This is a genomic window from Aeromonas sp. s9 (genome assembly GCF_040907765.1).
In the GTDB taxonomy this organism is placed as follows: domain Bacteria; phylum Pseudomonadota; class Gammaproteobacteria; order Enterobacterales; family Aeromonadaceae; genus Aeromonas; species Aeromonas caviae.
In genome coordinates this window covers 38,444-56,189 of the sequence record NZ_JBFOCK010000044.1, presented here as the reverse complement: position 1 = coordinate 56,189, position 17,746 = coordinate 38,444, and the positions used below count along the sequence as shown (strand labels likewise).

Here is a 17,746-nt window from a genome sequence, read left to right as displayed (position 1 = left end):
CGGGAATTCAGATAATAAGTGCGACACTCATGGATGAATGGCGAGAGGTGGCCAACTGCTGATTGGTGGTACCCTTCTGCTCGCCAAAGTAAAAGCAGTATCACCATGAGCTATCAGCAGTTGACCGAGGGGCAACGATACCAGTTATCGGTGCTTCGCGCACAGGGGATGTCCATCCTTGCCACCGCACGCGCCATTGGCGTTCATCGCTCCACCCTCTACCGGGAGCTGCGTCGTAACGCCGGGCCGCAGGGCTACCAGCCAGACAATGCGCATCAGCACGCCACCCACCGACGGGCCAGTGCGGCCAAATCTCGGCTATCTGCCGATGTCATCCAGTTTGTCGAGCTGACACTCGCCTGGTGGTGGAGCCCGGAGCAGATAAGCGCGGTGGGCAAGCAGATAGGCCTCATGGTGAGTCACGAGTGGATATACCGCCATGTGGCCGCCGACAAAGCCCGGGGTGGCCAGTTGTACCGCCATCTGCGCCAGGGCCACAAGCGCTACCGCAAGGGGGCGAGCAGCCTGCGTTCTCCCATCAAGGAAGCCCGCTCTATTGATGAACGGCCGGCTATCGTCGATAGCCGGGAGCGGCTCGGTGATTGGGAGGCGGACACGGTGCTGGGCAAGCAAGGCACAGGTGCACTGGTCACCCTGGTGGAGCGCAAGAGCCGGCTCTATCTGGTCAAGCGGGTCGCGAGCAAACAGGCTGGGGTGGTGCGGGATGCGATAATCGAGATGTTAACGCCCTACATCGAGCAGGTGCATACCATCACCTTTGACAACGGCGGCGAGTTTGCCGAACACAAGGCGATAGAGGAAGCGCTGGGTGCCGAGACTTACTTTGCGCACCCTTACTCTTCGTGGGAGCGCGGTCTGAACGAGAACAGCAATGGGCTGTTGAGGCAGTTTATCCCAAAGGGAACAGACCTGAGAGAGGTCACGGACGAGGATGTCAGGAGAGCGGAGCAGTGGCTCAACCTACGACCTCGGAAATGTCTCGGATTCAGGCAGCCTGTCAAGGTATTCGAAGAGTACCGTCAGGCGGCATAGGCGAGTGTCGCACTTCGAAGTTGAATTCGCGAGGTAATTTCGTGGGCAAGTTTTTCTATTCTTTCGTCTTGAAGATGCTGAGCGGTAAATCCGGCCCCCCTCATCTGATCAACTATCAAATCCGCTGTTTGTTTTGGATGATTTTTAACGGTATCCAGTAGCTTTTTTTCACTTTCCTGGCGCATTGATTTAATTTGAAGCCACACTTCAATAAAATAAATAAAAATACTTAGACCAATTAACACCCACCCGGTTATAAACATTGGAGTTGATATTGGCCCACTATATTCTGGGAAGAATTTTTGGTTACTCAAAAGCCAATTTAAAATATCTAGCCATAAAGGAGTGTTGAGAATGCCTACTCCTGCCAACAACAACGGTACACTTAGTGCTTTCGCTAATGAAGGTCTATATAGTGCAACTAAAAATTTTATGTTTTTTCGCACAACATCCCAATCAATATTCATGTTGTTCTAAACCCTCTCTGAAGGTGGAGTTTCCTTATCAAATGGCTTGGATATCTGCGCCGTTTCGGTATTGGTTGGTAGCGTCACCTCTTTTGGTGGGCTCTTCTCTTATCAACTCGGTCATCTGTATGCCCATCTACCGCACAGAGAAGTAATCTCGTAGAGCTCATATTCCATGGCGCCATCGCAGATGGTTATTCCACTGCTGCATGTAGTGAATTCGCAGCATGGTGTCGAGTGGATAGGAACGGCTGCCGTTGTCAGCTTTCGGGTAGACCGGTTCAATGACACTGAGCATTCTGGCCCATGGGAGCAAAGCGTCCATGCGGGCTAGGAATGTCTCTTTGCGGGTTTTGCGGCGTTTACCATTGAACTTGCTATCCGCGAAAGTAAACTGTTGGACCATGCTGAACCTCATCCCTGATACCAAGTGAGACTGATAGTCTCACACCAGAGACTTGTTCGCACCTTCCCCAACACGGCTGAAAGATCAAAATGCGATCATTTTTATAATTTAATGACTCTCAGTCCACGGAATAATAAAAAGGCCCTGCTGTTGCAGGGCCTTTGAGTTTCCAACTTGAATGGTCGGTTTCCAACTTCAATGTCACGGTTTCCAACTTAAATGGCCGTGATCACGGCGCCGCGATTACTTGACGTAATCCTCGGTGGGTACGCAGGAGCAGAACAGGTTGCGATCGCCATAGACGTCGTCGATGCGGTTGACCGACGGCCACAGCTTGCTGGCGCGCACCGCGTCGGACGGGAAGACCGCCTCGGCGCGGCTGTAGCCACGGTTCCACTCTGCATCCATCACGTCGTCCTGGGTGTGCGGCGCATGGACCAGGGGGTTGTCGGCAAGGCTCCAGTGACCGTCCTGTACCCGGGCAATCTCGGCGCGGATGGCGGTCATGGCTTCCACGAAGCGATCCAGCTCGCGCTTGGATTCGGATTCGGTCGGCTCGACCATCAGGGTGCCCGCTACCGGGAAGCTCATGGTCGGCGCGTGGAAGCCGTAGTCCATCAGGCGCTTGGCCACGTCCATCTCGCTGATGCCACTGGCTTCTTTGAGCGGACGGATGTCCAGGATGCACTCGTGGGCCACCCGGCCGTTGCGACCTGTATAGAGCACGGGGAAGGACTCGCCGAGCTTCTTGGCCAGGTAGTTGGCGTTGAGGATGGCGACCTGGGTGGATTTCTTGAGCCCCTCGTCACCCAGCATGGCGATGTACATCCAGCTGATGGGCAGGATGCTGGCCGAGCCGAACGGGGCGGCAGACACGGCGCCGTTGTCACGGCTTTCCTTGTCGGTCTTGACCACGGCGTGACCGGCTACAAACGGTGCCAGGTGTTTCTTCACGCCGATGGGGCCCATGCCCGGACCGCCACCGCCATGAGGAATGGCGAAGGTCTTGTGCAGGTTGAGGTGAGAGACGTCCGCGCCGATAAAGCCTGGTGCCGTCAGCCCGACCTGCGCGTTCATGTTGGCGCCGTCCAGGTACACCTGACCACCATACTGGTGAACGATGTCGCACACCTCCTTGATGGTCTCCTCGTACACCCCGTGGGTGGAGGGGTAGGTCACCATCAGGCAGGAGAGCTGGTCTCCGACCTCGGCGGCCTTGGCGCGCAGGTCGTCCAGATCCACGTTGCCGGCCTTGTCACAGGCGGTGACGATGACCTTGAGGCCCGCCATCTGGGCGGAAGCCGGGTTGGTGCCGTGGGCAGAGGCCGGGATGAGACAGACATCGCGATGCCCCTCGCCGCGGGACTCGTGGTACTTCTTGATGGCCAAGAGGCCAGCGTATTCGCCCTGAGCGCCGGAGTTGGGCTGCATGCAGACCGCATCGTAGCCGGTCACCTTCACCAGCCAGTCTTCCAGATCTGCCAGCAGCAGCTGGTAACCCTGGGTCTGCTTGAGCGGCGCGAAGGGGTGCAGCTTGCCGAATTCAGGCCAGGTCACCGGGATCATCTCGGCGGTGGCGTTGAGCTTCATGGTGCAGGAGCCTAGGGAGATCATGGCGTAGTTCAGGGCCAGATCTTTCGCTTCGAGACGGTGGATGTAGCGCAGCATCTCGGTCTCGGAGTGGTACTTGTTGAATACCTCGTGGGTCAGCACGGCGTCGGTGCGCAGCAGATCTTGCGGAATGGCGTGATGAGTCTGGGCGGCCTGGTCGAGGGCCTCCACATCGAGGCCGTGACCCGCCCCAAGGAACAGGTCGAACAGCTCGGCCACATCCCCTCGGGTGGTGGTTTCAGAGAGGGACACACCGACCGCACCATCGAGATCCGCACGCAGGTTGATACCGAGCCCTTCGGCCTTGGCAATGAGTGCAGCCTTGTCCGACGTCAGTACTGTGAGGGTATCGAACCAGCTTCCGTGCTTGAGGGCCACGCCCTTGGCGGTAAGGCCGAGCGCCAGGATGGTGGTCAGACGGTGCACGCGGGAAGCGATGGTCTTGAGCCCCACCGGGCCGTGGTAGACGGCGTAGAAGCTCGCCATGTTGGCCAGCAGCACCTGGGCGGTACAGATGTTGGAGTTGGCCTTCTCGCGGCGGATGTGCTGCTCGCGGGTCTGCATGGCCATGCGCAGGGCGCTCTTGCCACGGGCATCCTTGGAGACGCCGATGATGCGACCCGGCATGGAGCGCTTGTAGGCGTCGCGGGTGGCGAAGAAGGCGGCGTGGGGGCCACCGTAACCCATGGGCACGCCGAAGCGCTGGGCACTGCCGAACACCACGTCGGCACCCAGTTCACCCGGGGATTTGAGCAGCAGCAGGGAGAGCATGTCGGTCCCGACGCAGGCCAGCCCCTTCTGGGCCTGGACGGCGGCAATGAGGGAACGCAGATCGGTCACATTGCCGGTGGTGCCCGGGTACTGGAACATGGCACCGAACACCTCTTCGCTCACGGCCTCGCCCGCAGGGCCGACCACCACATCGAAACCGAAGTGGACCGCGCGCTCCTTGACCACGTCGATCACCTGGGGGTGAACGTCGTCGGCCACGAAGAAGAGGTTGGATTTGGATTTGGCCATGCGCTTGGCCAGCGCCATGGCTTCGGCGGCGGCGGTGGCTTCATCGAGCAGGGAGGCGCTCGCCAGATCCATGCCGGTGAGATCCAGGGTGAGCTGCTGGAAGTTGAGCAGGGCTTCGAGACGGCCCTGGGCCAGCTCGGGCTGATAGGGGGTGTAGGCGGTGTACCAGCCCGGGTTTTCCAGCACGTTGCGCAAGATGACGTGGGGCACGTGGGTGTCGTGGTAACCCATGCCGATGTAGCTCTTGGCGATCTGGTTCTTGGCCGCATAGCCCTTGAGCTTGGCCAAGGCCTCCACTTCGGTCATGGGGGCGCCGATACCAAGCGGCCCCGGACGACGGATGGCGGCGGGGACCGTCTGCTCAATCAGATCGTCCAGGCTCTCGGCCCCCACGGTGGCGAGCAGGGCCCGCACTTCTTCCTCACCCGGGCCGATGTGACGGCGGATGAAATCGGTTTTTTGCTCGAGTTCAAACAGTGACTGGGTCATTTCCCTATTTCCTGGTAATAGGTCCTGGCATGACATCCTGATAACCAAGACCTGATGTTCCTGTAGCCGGTCGATACCGGCTCCACTCATGTTCTGTGTCCGCCGCGGGCAGACGGGGAATGCGGCAAGGGCATCCCGAAGGCGCAAAGGCTGCACCCTTCCTGCAACCGCCATGGCCGCAGGATGGCAATCATACAAGTGGGCCCTGCTGTGTTGGCAGGGCCCGGGGGCATTACTCTTCGTCCACCACGTTCTGGTAGCCTTCGGCATCCAGCAGGTTGGCGAGCTCGCCCGCGTCGTCCAGCTTGATGCGGAACAGCCAGCCGGCGCCGTAGGGGTCGGAGTTGACCAGCTCGGGGCTGCCTTCCAGCTCCTCGTTGACGGCCAGGATCTCGCCGCTCACCGGGCTGTAGATGTCGGAGGCGGCCTTGACGGACTCCGCCACGGCGCAATCTTCACCGGCGCTCACCTGCTTGCCCACTTCCGGCAGATCGACGAACACCATGTCCCCCAGCAGATCCTGGGCGTGCTCGGTGATGCCGACCACGGCTTCGCCGTTGGCTTCAACACGGACCCACTCGTGGGAGGTGGCATATTTCAGTTCGCTCGGGATATGGCTCATTTGTGCTTCCTTTATGCTCTTGGATCGCTTCAACAAAAATGGGGCGGCGAAGGTCAACCCTCGCCGCAATCAATGATTACACCAGCGGCTGGCCGTTGCGCACGAAGGCCGGCTTGGTGACTTTCACGGTGACCTGCTTCTTGCGGATCTCCACCTGGGCCTGTTCGCCGATATCACGGGGCACCCGCGCCAGGGCGATGCTGTAACCCAGGGTGGGCGAGAAGGAGCCGGAGGTGATCACCCCCTCCCGTGTCTCGCCGCTCTCGCTGGTGAAGGTGACCGGCATGCCGGCACGCAGCACGCCCTTTTCTTCCATCACCAGACCCACCAGCTTGGGCTGGTTGCCGGCGGCCTTCTGGGCTTCCAGGGCGGCGCGGCCGATGAATTGGCGGGAGGCAGGCTCCCAGGCCAGGGTCCAGGCCATGTTGGCGGCAAGCGGAGAGATTGACTCGTCCATGTCCTGACCGTAGAGGTTCATGCCCGCTTCCAGGCGCAGGGTATCACGGGCACCCAGGCCGCAAGGGGCCACGCCGTTGTCCAGCAGGGCCTGCCACAGATCGCACGCCTTCTCCTGGGGGACCACGATCTCGTAGCCATCTTCGCCGGTGTAGCCGGTGGTGGCGATGAAGAGATCCCCGGCCTGCACACCGAAGAAGGGCTTCATGCCTTCGACCGCCGCATTCTGCTCGGGGGTGAACACCTTGGCCGCCTTGGCCTTGGCGTGGGGGCCCTGCACCGCGATCATGGCAAGCTCGGGGCGCTCGGTCACGCTCACGGCAAAGTCGATGGCGTGATGGCGGATCCAGGCCAGATCCTTCTCGCGGGTGGCGGAGTTCACCACCAGGCGGTAGAAGGTATCGGTCAGGAAGTAGGTGATAAGGTCATCGATGACGCCGCCTTCCGGATTGAGCATGCCGCTGTAGAGGGCCTTGCCGGGGACGGTGAGTTTGGCCACGTCGTTGGCCAGCAGGTGTTGCAGGAAGGCTTTGACCCGCTCGCCGGTCAAATCGACGATGGTCATGTGGGAGACATCGAACATGCCTGCATCGGTGCGCACCACATGGTGCTCTTCCAACTGGGAACCGTAGTTGATGGGCATCTCCCAACCGTGGAAGTCCACCATCTTGGCACCCGCTTCCAGGTGTTTCGGATGCAATACAGTAGTCTGGATCATCGCTGTGTTTCCTTAAGCGTTCGCGACAACACTCGCAATCCGCCCCGGCTCGTCGGGAACTACGGACCACAAGCTCTGTGCTCGTTCCCGCCCGGGCGGGCAGGAGTGATTCCTTGAACGGAGCGGATTATATGACAAGCGTGCCGGGGCACCGCTCAAAAAAAACTAATCCTCACCCAACTCACTGACACCAGACACTAAGGCAAAAACAGTGATAAAAACAGCCAAAACCGCGCCACTGCGGGATTTAATGTTGATTTTTACCGTCCCGTCACAATTTACAGAAAAACGTTTCGCTTCTCGCCAACATTAAAGGCTGACACCCCGAAGGGGCATCTCGCCCTGTCAGATTAGTTTTTTTGTTAAAACCCCGGGGTAATATTAGATTTTTTCACCTTTGGCCAGGGTGGGCAGCTCCCCATCCAGCCCCATGGCGGCCCGGATCATGCCCTGCTTGAGGGGACCAAGACCGTCGACGGCGCGAAGCCCCACCCCGCGCACCAGCTTCTTGAGGGGGTTGCTGCCCGCAAACAGTCGCTTGAGCCCCTCCATGGCCGCCAGCATGCGCGCCGCCTCGCTCTTGCGCCAGCGCTCGTAGCCCCGCAGGTTGGCGAGCAGGCCGATGTCCGCGCCCTTGCCGTGATGAATGAGGATCTGCTCCGCCAGGGCGGCGGCATCCAGCAAGCCCAGATTCACCCCCTGCCCCGCCAGCGGGTGGATGGTGTGGGCCGCATCCCCCACCAGCACCAGGCGCTCGCGGGCAAAGTCGCGGGCGTAGCGGGCGGTCAGCGGAATGGCGCTGCGAGCCCCCTCCACCTTGCACAGCCCGAGGCGCCCATCAAAGGCGGCGGTGAGCTGGCGGTTGAAGCCGTCGTCATCCAGGGCGCAGAGCGCCTCGGCGCGGGCCGCGGGCACAGACCACACGATGGAGCAGAGGTCGGGCTGCCACAGGGGCAGGAAGGCGAGCGGCCCCTGGGGGGTGAAGATCTGGCGCGCCACCGCCTCATGGGGCTCGGCACAACGCACCGTCGCCACCAGGGCGTGATGACCGTAATCCCAGCTGGTGAGGGGAATGTCTGCCTGACGGCGCACCCAGGAGTGGGCGCCGTCGGCGGCCACCACCAGCTTGGCCGAGAGGGCCTGGCCATCTTCCAGCAGCAGCAAGGCGCCCGCTGGCCCGCACTGCAGGCTGGTGGCCCGGGCCGGGGTCAGCATCTGGATATTGCTGGCCCCCGCGATGGCGTCCAGCAGCGCAAGCTGGATCACCCGGTTCTCGACGATGTGGCCAAGGGCCCCCTGACGCAGGCTGGCAGCATCGAAATCGATGTGGCCGAAACTGTCCTGCTCCCACACCTGCATCTTCTCGTAGGGCTGCAGGCGGCGCGCCACTATGCCGTCCCAGGCGCCGACCCCTTGCAGGATGTGCTGACTCGCGAGGCTCAGGGCACTGACCCTGTTGTCCGGCGTCTCACCGAGCGTTGCATCGGGCAGCCGGCCTTCCACGATGGCCACCTTGATCGCCCGGTTCTTGAGGGCGGCAGCGAGCCCCAGGCCCACCATGCCCCCCCCCACGATCACCACATCCACATCTTGCATCTGCATTCTCTTGTGTCCTTTCCGGGCGAGTCGCCAGGATCTGCGAGGCGACGCCCACAGGCGTGCCTCTTGCTCGAAATCGTCTTTGCCGCCGGGGCGACAGCGCTTATTGGCCGCACACCTCGCCCACGAATCCCAGGGTGCGGGAGGCGAGCGGTGCCTTGAGCCAGGGCACTCTGCCCATCAGGGAGAGCGCCAGATTGCGGCCCACCACCAGGGGAGCGTGATGGTTTGAGAAGAGCTGGGCCAGGGAGGACGTGAGCCAGACGGTCTGGGCCTGATCGTCACGCCGCTGCTGCCAGTAGCCGCTTAGCACCTCAAAGCCGCCGATGTCTTCCCCCGCCGCGAGCGCACGGGCCAGGGTCCGGGTCAGCACGTCCAGATCCCGCATGCCGAGGTTGAACCCCTGACCGGCGATGGGGTGCAGCAGGTGTGCGGCGTTGCCCACCAGCACGGTGCGCTGGGCCAGCGGGTAGTCGGCCACCGTCAGCACCAGCGGATAGAGGTGGCGCACGCCGGTACGCTCGATGCGCCCGAGGCGCCAGCCAAAAGCCTGCTGCAGACGGGCGAGAAAGGCGGCGTCATCCAGTGCAAGCAGCCCCTGTGCCTCGTCCCGCGGGACGCTCCACACCAGGGAAGAGAGGCCGTCCTGCATGGGCAGCAGGGCCAGCGGCCCTCCGTCGGTGAAGCGCTCGAAGGCCCGCCCGGCGGGATCCTCGGCGGTCTTGACGGTGGCGATGATGGCGCTCTGGCCATAATCGTGGCGACTGACCGGCATCTTGAAATGCTGGCGCACGAAGGAGTGGCCCCCGTCGGCCGCCACCAGCAGCCGGGTGCGGTAGCGCGCCCCCCCCTCCAGGGCGAGCGTCACTCCCCCCTCGTCGGGGTCGATGGCCTCAAGCCTGGCCGGGCACAACATACGGATCTGCGGGCAGGCGGCGATCGCCTCTTGCAGCACGATGCCCGCCGCCGACAGCTCGATCACCTGACCGAGGGCGGGCAGGCCATACTCCGCCGCCGACAGCCTGGTCTGGCCGCAGTGGCCCCGATCCGACACATGGATATGGGTGATGGGGGAGCAGTGGGGCGCCAGGTGCGGCCAGAGGCCGTGACGGGCCAGCGCCTCGCAGGTACCGGCGGAAAGCGCGATGGCACGGGCATCGAAACCGGGATGAGCATTGAGCTCGGGCGCACTCGCCTCCAGCAGCAGGATCTGCAGGGGGGCGCCATCCTGTCCTTTCAGGGCGGCAAGGGAGAGGGCCAGCACGGCACCGCTCATACCACCGCCGACGATAGCCACGTCGACGTGAACCAGATCAGATTGAGACATGAGAAGAGGGCATAGGCGAAAAAACGTGGGCCAATCCTACCACAAAGGTGGCGGACGGGATGCGAAGCCACGGGCAAAAAACCGCTTTGGCACCATGGGTTAGCAGAGTTCCTCCCCTGCTCTCGCCCCTTGTAAAACAGAAAGAGCGCCGTGATGCGCTCTTTCATTGACCCGCGGGGCGGGCAGATCAGTGCAGGGTCGGCGGCGTGCTCGGCGCGGCCGGGCGCTTGCCAAACTCCTCGAACGCCATCATGACTCCGAGGCGCACGTGTTCGTAGAGCACCAGGAAGGAGGCTTCGTTCTCTTCATCTTCCTGATCGAACTCGGCAGAGACCTGGGTGATGCTGGCGATGTCCTGAATCATCTCCTGCAGCTCTTCGGATGCCTTGGAGAGCTCCTGTTGGACCACGCCAAAGCCGGCCAGGAAGGCCTGGGACCAGTCCACCAGCGAGTCGATGCGCTCATCGAGCGGCGCCTCGTCGCTTGGCAGCAGCAGCTCGACGCCCTTTTGTGCCATCAGGCTCTCGATCACCTCGTGATAGAGGTCGGTCATCACCTGGCGCACCGGGGCCGGCAGACCGAAACCGTCGTTGATCAGATCATTGAAATGGGGCTGCCAGCTTTTGTCGTCCAGGGCCACGCCACCGCACACCAGGCCGCAGATCACGCCATGGGCCTCGACGGCCGTCGCCATGAGGTCGTGCTGTGCCATCAGGTCCGCCACGGCGGCGTATTTCAGGGGGTTTGTTTTGCTCATCTAGGATCCGCTCAAAGTTCAGGCAAATATGCAGAATTTATGGCCGAGATCCTAGCATTCTCCCCCTGCCAGAGCCAGCAAGGCCTTGAAACTTCTGCATCTGCGCTATATAGTCCCGCCCAGTTGTCCACGTGGATAAAGGCGGAAATCAGCCCCGCCGTATTGAGGAAGGCATGAGCATAGAGGCCGTAGAAATCGTCATTCTGGGACGTCCCTACAAGGTGTCCTGTCCCCTGGGACAACAAGATGCCCTGCGCCAGGCCGCCGACCAGCTGACCGACAAGCTCATCGAGCTTCGTCAACGTTCCAAGGTCTCCAGCAACGAACAGCTGGCCGTCATGGCAGCGCTCAATTTCTGTCACGAGCTCTGCCTTGAAAAAGAGAAAAACCACCAATACTCTGAGACCATGGACAAGCGGATCAAGATGCTGCAACGCACCATCGAAGCCGCATTGATCGAGCACGGACAATACGGTGAATCCAGCGAAGAGGCGCAACAGCCCTAATCGCACCGAGTTTTGAAATTCCCTGGAGTGTTTGTCAGCCGGTTCAAGTCCCCGAGCCGATATTCATACCAAACAGGGGGTCTGCCTTCTGGCTATTGAGCATGCTCGGCCCGACCGAGAAGCCTGCGGCCAGATTAGATCTCCGCCTTGAACCGACGGTTCAAGGGCCCAAACCGGCAACGGCATCTCCGGGGTACCTACCCAAAAAAGCCCGTCATCACGACGGGCTTTTTCTTTGCCTGCGCGGCAACCCCCTTCCACTCGCCTGCGGCGTCTCGCCACCCGGCAGGAGGCAGTAAAAAGCCCGCCAACGGGGCGGGCTCTTGGCCGTGTCAGACGGCCATCTGCTCGTGGGGCGCGCCGTGGTGGCGCAGCCACACAAAGCTCAAGGCCACGATCAGCACCATCACCGTCATGATGGCCCCCAGGGTCACCTGCCCCGTCATCGGGAAGCTGGCGGCCAGCAGGGTTACCACGCCAGCCCCCAGATTCTGCATGCCCCCGAGTACGGCTCCCGCAGTGCCGGCCTGGCCCGGGAAGGGCTCGATGGCACAGGAGGTGGCGGTCGGGTAGAGGATGCCGCTGCCAATGAAGTAGACCGCAGCCCCGCCCACCAGGGAGGCAGCGCTCACCATGCCGAGCAGCCCGGGTACCAGGATGATGAGCGACCCCAGGGCCAGGAAGGCGATGCCAAGGCGCATCAGCTTGCCCTGGCTCAGGCGAAAACTCAGTCTGGCGGAAAGCCAGGCGCCGAACAGATAACCGGGCAGCGGCAGCACGAACAGCACGCTGACGGTGCGGGCACTCAGCTTGAGCACGTCCCCCAGCAACACCCCGGCCGCCGCCTCGAACACCGCGAGGCCGGCAAAGGTGGCCATCAGACAGAGCAGGTTGCCCTGAAAGCGCGGGTTGCCGAGCACATGACGATAGGCGGCGCCCACCCGCAGCGAATGCTGGCGGGCGGATGCTGGCAGCGTCTCGCCAAACCAGGCCAGCAGCGCCAGGGTGGTCAGGGCACCAAAACCGAACAGGAACCAGTAGCCGGCACGCCAGTTGAACAGCTCGGTGAGCCAGCCGCCCAGCACAGGTGCCAGCAAAGGGGAGAAGATGACCCCCATGCTCACCAGGCTGTTGGCACGGTTGAGCTCGGCGCCACTGTAACGGTCGCGCATCACGGTCCGGCTCATGGCGCCCCCTGCCCCGGTGCCCAGCCCCTGGATCAGGCTACCCGCCAGCAAGGCGGTGAAGCTCGGGATCAGCTGGATGGTGAGGGTGCCGACCAGGAAGATCATCATGCCGATGATGAGCACAGGGCGACGACCGATGCGATCCGACAAGGGGCCATAAACGAACTGGGAGAGGCCGTAGGGAATGAGGTAGCAGGCCATCACCGCCTGCAGCTGGCCGGAGGCCACATGGAAGTCCCCCGCCATCATGGGAATGGAGGGCACATAGAGGGTCTGGGTCATCTGACCCACGGCGACCATCAGAATGGTCAGGAAAAACAGGGGATAGAAGCTGTGCCGATACATATCTCGTCCGAAAAAGATCAAAAAGCCGCCACCCTCCGGGCAGGGATCTGCAGGAGGTGTCTGACAAAGGTCGTTGAAGAGGAACAAGGCGGAGGACCCGCACCCGCCAGCAGCAGGACGCTCTCTGGCTTACGACAATCTTAGTGATTCATATCACAAAAAACGAACGAAACTTTATAATCTGCTTACCCAAGTTTTTCTAATGCGACGGGGCCCAAGGCCCCGTCACTGGCATCTCATCATGGGGGAAGGATTCATCCTGTCCCCTCTTTACCCCACTCTTCTCACCTCGGCCGACGCGCCTTCGAACATGGGGTTACCCGCCTCCCCCAGTCTCAGACAACGAGGGGCAACCTTGCCGGCCAGCCCTTCGTCATGGGTCACCAACAGCAGGGCGCAGCCTATCTCTCCCAATTCCTCCAGCAGACAGGCGATGGTCTGTTGCTGGCTCAGGGGATCGAGCCGGGACGTGGGCTCATCGGCGAACAGCAGCACGGGACGCAGCAGCAGGGCCCGGATAAGCGACAGCCGCTGCAGCTCCCCTCCCGAGACCTGGTTTGGCAGGCGCGTCAGCAGCCGTTCGTCCAGCCCCAACCGGGCCAGATAGTCGACAAGCCGATGGCGAGGCAGCCTGTGCAGACGCAGCACATCATCGAACTGGGTGGCGAGGCGCACCCGGCTGGCAAAGGCCTGCACCGGATCCTGATAGAGCTTCTGCCAGCGGCAGGGGGCTATCCCTTCCCGGCGCAGCACCTCCCCTTGCAGGGGGCGTTGCAGCCCCAGCAGCACGTTGCCGAGGGTGCTCTTGCCCGCGCCGCTCGGCGCCATGATGGCCATTCGCTCCCCTTGCGCCAGGGCAAGGTCGAGCCCCGTGAACAGGGGTTGATCCCCATATCCCATGGCAAGCTCCTTCCCGCGGATGAGCCAGTCACCGGTGGGAGGGACGGCCGCCTCGGGCCAGGCGGAGGGCTCCGCCGCCAGCAGGGCCCGGGTATAGGCATGGGATGGCGTGTGCAGCACACGCTCGGCGGGCCCCTGTTCCACGATCTCTCCTCCCTTGACCACCAGCACCCAGCCCCCCAATGCGCGAGCCAGGGAGAGATCATGGGTGATGGTCAGCAGATGGCGTCCACGGGCCAGGTAGCCCAGCAACAAGGCACCCAGCCTGGCTGCGGCCCGGCTGTCGAGCCCCTTGGTGGGCTCGTCGGCCACCAGCAGACGGGCCTCCCCCAGGGTGGCGGCGGCAAAGGCCGCGCGCTGGGCCATGCCTCCCGAGAGCTGGTGTACAAAAGCGCCCTCCCGCCCGGCCAGTCCAAGCCGCTCGAGGGCGGCGCGGGCCCGCGATCGGGCCTCCTTGCCCCCTGGCAGCCACCCTTCCTCCACCTGGGCAAGCAACCCCATGGTGGGATCCAGCGCCAGCACCGGCTCCTGGGGCAGCATCGCCAGCTCCCGCCCCCAGAGAGTGCGCAGGCGAGGCGTGTCGGCCAGGTTGTGATGGCGGCCACCCGACACCATCTCGCCCCGGCCTGTCAGGGGGGCTGGCAACGTCCCCATCAGGGCATGAGCCAACAGGGATTTGCCCGAACCGCTCTCCCCGATCAGGGTCAGGGCGGTGCCGGGATGAATGGTGAAATCCAGCGCCTGCAACAGGGTTTTCTGGCCATCATCGACCTGCAACCCCTTGATATGAATGGCCGTCATGAGGTGGCTCCTTGTGAAGATGGCATGTCAAGGCCGCGCGTCTGATGAAGCAGCACCAGAGCCAGCAACATCAGCCCCATGACAAGAATGGGGGCCAGTAGCAGACGGGGAGCCTCCTGATAGTGGGGCAGCGCCTCCGTCATCATCAACCCCAGCTCGGGCGTTGGCGGCTGAATGCCCACTCCGACAAAGCCCAGGGTAGAGAGGGTTAGAATGGCACCCGCTAGGCCGAAGGCCATCATGGTGAGCAACTGGGGGGCGAGCTCGGGCCAGAGATGGCGCCGCACCACATGGGCATGGCCGAATCCCAGCAGACGGGACGCCTCCACCTGGGGCGAGGCGAGCAGCCCCCGGCTGCGGGCACGCACCACCCGGTAATACTCCACCCACTGGGCCATGGCCAACCCGAGATAGAGGATGGCAAAGCCCCCCTGGGCCATGGCGGAGAAGAGCAGCACCAGCAACAGGCCTGGCAGGGCCAGCACGCCGTCGGCCAGACTGCGCAGCAGACCGTCGACCCAGCCGCCGCGCCAGGCCGAGAGCCAGCCCAGCAATGACCCCAACAGCGCCGCCGTGATGACGCACAGCAGTCCCAGCAGCAGGGAGAGCCGGGTCGCCGCCGCGAGGCGCGCCATCAGGCTGCGCCCCATCTGATCCCGCCCGAGGGGCTCCTGCCAGGAGGGATCAGCCAGAAACTGTGCCAGATCCTGAGCCGCTGGATCGGGCCAGAGCACGGGGCCCAGCAGGGCAAACAACACCACCAGCAGGAGCAGGCCCAGCCCCGTTTTGACAGACAACGACATGATCAGGACTCCTTGGGACCACGGGGGTCAATGGCAAGACAAAGCAGATCGGTGAGGGTATTGAGCAGCACGAAGAGCACCGCCAGCACCAGCACGGTCCCCTGAACCATGGGGATGTCGCGCCAGAAGATGGCGTGCACCAGCGCATGGCCGATCCCGGGCCAGGCAAACAGGCTCTCGACCACCACGACCCCCTCGATGAGCAGCACCAGCTGCACGCTGGTGTAGGCGATGATGCTGACCCCGGTGTTGCGCAGACCGTGGCGCCAGAAAACCCGGGCCGGCGAAAGCCCCTTGGTGAGGGCAAATCGGTAATAACCGGACTGCACCACGGTGAGCACGCTTTCACGCACCACCCGGGAGAGCACGCCGGAGAGCCCCAATCCCAGGGTCAGGGCGGGCAGCAACAGGTTGCTCCCCTCCCCGTGCCCTGCCGCACTGACCCAGCCCAGCTCCACCGAGAGCATCACCATGAGCACCAGGCCGAGCAAGAAGGGGGGCAACGCACGCATCAGCACGCTCCAGCCCAGGGTCAGGCGATCACACCATCCCCCCGGGCGCAGCGCACTCAGGCTGCCAAGCGGCAGCGCCACCACCAGCGCCAGCACCACGGAGGCGCTCGCGAGCGTCAGGGTGGCGCCCAGGTGATGACCCACGTCGGTGGCGACCGGTGCGCCCGTCACCAGGGAGCTGCCGAGATCCCCTTGCAGCAAGGCCCACAGCCAGTCGCCAAAACGGGCAAGGGCCGAGCCGGCCAGCCCCAGCTCGCTGCGCACCGCGTTGGCCGCCTCGGCGGTGACATAGTCATAGCCATAACGACCCGCCGCGATGCGAAAGGCGATGTCTCCGGGCAGGGACTGCACCATCAGAAAACAGAGTCCGGCCACCAGCAGGGCAACCACCAGCGCCTGCACCAGACGCTGACCCAGTATCCCCATGACGCGAGACAAGGGTGTCGCTGTCATCGTGCACTCCATGTCAACTTGTCCAGGCCATAGCTGCGCTCCTGGGGATCGAGTTCAAACCCCTCCAGCCCCCGACTGACCGCCGCGCTCTGGCGGTACCAGGCGATGGGCAGGAGCGGCAACTCCTGTTGCAATGTCGTGGCTATCTCCCGGCGAGCCGCGGCGGCGTCTGTGGGCGACAAGGCTTGCGTGGCAAGGCGGGTCAGTGTTTGCGTCATGGCCGGGGAGTGCCAGTTCATCACCCCCCAGTCCGCACCGGCAGGGGTCAAGTCCCCCAGCAAGGTAACCAGGGGATCCGGTACCAGGGCATAATTGCGGGCGTAGAGACCAAGCTGGAGCGAGCCGTCCTGATGGCCCGCCGGGATCTCGCTCGAGTTGCCCACCGCCACCTTGAGCTCCACCCCCACCGCCTTCCACTGCGCCTGCAGTGCCGTGGCGAGGAGCGGCAGCTCCGGACGGTCAGGGAAGGTACGCAGGGTCAGGGCGAAGCGCTCTTCCCCCTTGCGCAGCACACCGTCCTCCCCCGGCTGCCAGCCTGCCGCCGCGAAGGCCGCCCGGGCCGCCTTGACGTCATAGGCAAGCGGCGTCAACCCGAGCTGGTGCCACTCCCCCAGGGTGGGAGGAAAGAGCTGGGTTGCCGCCATCTCTGGATCCCGCAGCAGGGCGGCTGCCATACCACGACGATCGATGGCGAGACTCAGGGCACGGCGCACCACCGGATCGCTCAGACGAGGATCGGCGCCATTGAGCTTGAGCTGGATGGTTCGTGGCAGGGTGACCGAGGCGATGGAGACCCGTGACGCCTGCTGCAAGCGGCGGATGCTGACCGGATCCAGCCCCCAGGCGATGTCGGCCTGACCGCTCTCGGCCATCAGGGTGCGGCTCTCTGCACGCCCCACCGTCAGGTAGCTGACCTCCTCGATTGCGGGCCTGGCCCCCTGCCAGCCGTCGAAACGCACAGTCTCTATCCGCTGGGGTTGTTGCAGGCGGGTGATGCGGTAGGGGCCAGAGCCTATCACCTGGGTTACCTCCCCCTTGGCATCGTAGGCGGTCTTCGCCAGGATCTGGGTGCTGGGGTGGGCCAGCACGGCGGGCAGGGAGGCGAAGGGTTCGCTCAGGGTGACCTTCAAGACACCATCTCCAGATCCGATGGACGCAATGGGAGCGCTGGTCATCACGCCGGGCTTGAGCCAGGCCTGTTGCAGGGCAAAAGCGGCCTGCTCGGCGCTCACCTCGCTGCCATCGTGAAAACGGGCCCCGGGGCGCAACGTGAATCGCCACTGCAGACCGTCATCGCTACGCGACCACTCACTGGCAAGCCCGGGTTGCAGATTGCCTTTCCCATCGACATCCACCAGGGTCTCCGCCACCTGCATGCGAGTAAAGAAGACCCCGTTGCTGGCGGGGTCGACACTGTGGATCTCCCAGGGCCCCACCATGGCAAGCGGTTTGCCATCGGCTGCAGTCGTTCCTGCCATCAGAGCCAGGGCGAACCACCCGGCTGCGGTGCATTTTTTTGTCATCCTTTCCATCCAAGCTTCATGTTCATCAACCAAAGAGGCTGTGTTATAACATAACAATTAATCAGGAAGAATGACTTTTGATTTTTGATAAATGGCTTATTTGAAAGACAAAAAGCGACTGCGATGCAGATCGTCAAACAACGGGGAGTCAAAGGGGAATAAAAAAGATGGCCCGTCAGGGCCATCATGAT

Annotated in this window: 14 protein-coding genes, 1 other RNA gene and 1 pseudogene; 3 read left to right on the top strand and 13 right to left on the bottom strand. The window is 62.9% G+C overall.

What is annotated here, in order from left to right:
• The first annotated feature begins 105 nt into the window (after positions 1-105).
• On the top strand, positions 106-1,053 hold the full coding sequence (locus tag AB5Y54_RS08870) for an IS30-like element ISAs2 family transposase (protein WP_019706001.1): 948 nt from the start codon (positions 106-108) through the stop codon (positions 1,051-1,053).
• On the opposite strand, the gene AB5Y54_RS08865 is transcribed toward AB5Y54_RS08870, so the two are convergent.
• From AB5Y54_RS08865 to AB5Y54_RS08830, 8 genes and pseudogenes are all read right to left on the bottom strand, one after another.
• Positions 1,041-1,520 (bottom strand): hypothetical protein, encoded by a 480-nt coding sequence (locus AB5Y54_RS08865; RefSeq protein ID WP_368153459.1) that lies wholly within the window; start codon positions 1,518-1,520, stop codon positions 1,041-1,043. The two genes, AB5Y54_RS08870 and AB5Y54_RS08865, sit on opposite strands and share 13 nt — an antisense overlap.
• Positions 1,521-1,664: 144 nt before the next feature.
• Positions 1,665-1,926, bottom strand: a pseudogene (locus AB5Y54_RS08860) (transposase); the annotation flags it as partial.
• Between the two features lie 243 nt (positions 1,927-2,169).
• Positions 2,170-5,046 carry an aminomethyl-transferring glycine dehydrogenase gene (gcvP, locus tag AB5Y54_RS08855; protein ID WP_368153458.1) on the bottom strand — a complete coding sequence of 959 codons (2,877 nt, stop codon included), beginning with the start codon at positions 5,044-5,046 and terminating at the stop codon, positions 2,170-2,172.
• A 232-nt stretch (positions 5,047-5,278) separates the two neighbouring features.
• Positions 5,279-5,668: a glycine cleavage system protein GcvH gene (gene gcvH, locus AB5Y54_RS08850; RefSeq protein WP_010675081.1), complete on the bottom strand. Its 390-nt coding sequence runs from the start codon at positions 5,666-5,668 to the stop codon at positions 5,279-5,281.
• A gap of 76 nt (positions 5,669-5,744) precedes the next feature.
• Positions 5,745-6,842, bottom strand: a complete 1,098-nt coding sequence (gene gcvT / locus AB5Y54_RS08845; RefSeq protein ID WP_010675082.1) for a glycine cleavage system aminomethyltransferase GcvT — start codon at positions 6,840-6,842, stop codon at positions 5,745-5,747.
• A 381-nt stretch (positions 6,843-7,223) separates the two neighbouring features.
• Positions 7,224-8,444: an FAD-dependent 2-octaprenylphenol hydroxylase gene (locus tag AB5Y54_RS08840; protein ID WP_010675083.1), complete on the bottom strand. Its 1,221-nt coding sequence runs from the start codon at positions 8,442-8,444 to the stop codon at positions 7,224-7,226.
• A 100-nt stretch (positions 8,445-8,544) separates the two neighbouring features.
• On the bottom strand, positions 8,545-9,768 hold the full coding sequence (gene ubiH / locus AB5Y54_RS08835) for a 2-octaprenyl-6-methoxyphenyl hydroxylase (RefSeq protein ID WP_213319204.1): 1,224 nt from the start codon (positions 9,766-9,768) through the stop codon (positions 8,545-8,547).
• Between the two features lie 187 nt (positions 9,769-9,955).
• The gene (locus tag AB5Y54_RS08830; protein WP_042864005.1) at positions 9,956-10,525 is read right to left on the bottom strand and encodes a UPF0149 family protein; all 570 of its coding nucleotides are present in this window, start codon (positions 10,523-10,525) and stop codon (positions 9,956-9,958) included.
• 173 nt (positions 10,526-10,698) lie between these two features.
• Here AB5Y54_RS08830 and zapA point away from each other — a divergent pair, with 173 nt between their 5' ends.
• A complete protein-coding gene (zapA, locus tag AB5Y54_RS08825) occupies positions 10,699-11,031 on the top strand; it encodes a cell division protein ZapA (RefSeq protein ID WP_010675086.1) in 333 nt (110 codons plus the stop codon).
• Between the two features lie 16 nt (positions 11,032-11,047).
• A non-coding RNA gene (ssrS, locus tag AB5Y54_RS08820) (6S RNA) lies at positions 11,048-11,230 on the top strand.
• Positions 11,231-11,363: 133 nt separating this feature from the next.
• Here ssrS and emrD read toward each other — a convergent pair.
• From emrD to AB5Y54_RS08795, 5 genes are all read right to left on the bottom strand, one after another.
• Positions 11,364-12,563: a multidrug efflux MFS transporter EmrD gene (emrD, locus tag AB5Y54_RS08815; protein ID WP_039038746.1), complete on the bottom strand. Its 1,200-nt coding sequence runs from the start codon at positions 12,561-12,563 to the stop codon at positions 11,364-11,366.
• Positions 12,564-12,833: 270 nt separating this feature from the next.
• Positions 12,834-14,264, bottom strand: a complete 1,431-nt coding sequence (locus tag AB5Y54_RS08810) for an ABC transporter ATP-binding protein (RefSeq protein ID WP_368153457.1) — start codon at positions 14,262-14,264, stop codon at positions 12,834-12,836.
• Entirely contained in the window at positions 14,261-15,067 is an 807-nt protein-coding gene (locus AB5Y54_RS08805) for an ABC transporter permease (RefSeq protein WP_010675089.1), read from the bottom strand. Before AB5Y54_RS08805 ends, AB5Y54_RS08810 begins: the two co-directional genes overlap by 4 nt.
• Before the next feature lie 2 nt (positions 15,068-15,069).
• The gene (locus AB5Y54_RS08800; protein ID WP_039038749.1) at positions 15,070-16,032 is read right to left on the bottom strand and encodes an ABC transporter permease; all 963 of its coding nucleotides are present in this window, start codon (positions 16,030-16,032) and stop codon (positions 15,070-15,072) included.
• On the bottom strand, positions 16,029-17,555 hold the full coding sequence (locus AB5Y54_RS08795) for an ABC transporter substrate-binding protein (RefSeq protein ID WP_368153455.1): 1,527 nt from the start codon (positions 17,553-17,555) through the stop codon (positions 16,029-16,031). Before AB5Y54_RS08795 ends, AB5Y54_RS08800 begins: the two co-directional genes overlap by 4 nt.
• Positions 17,556-17,746 lie beyond the last annotated feature (191 nt).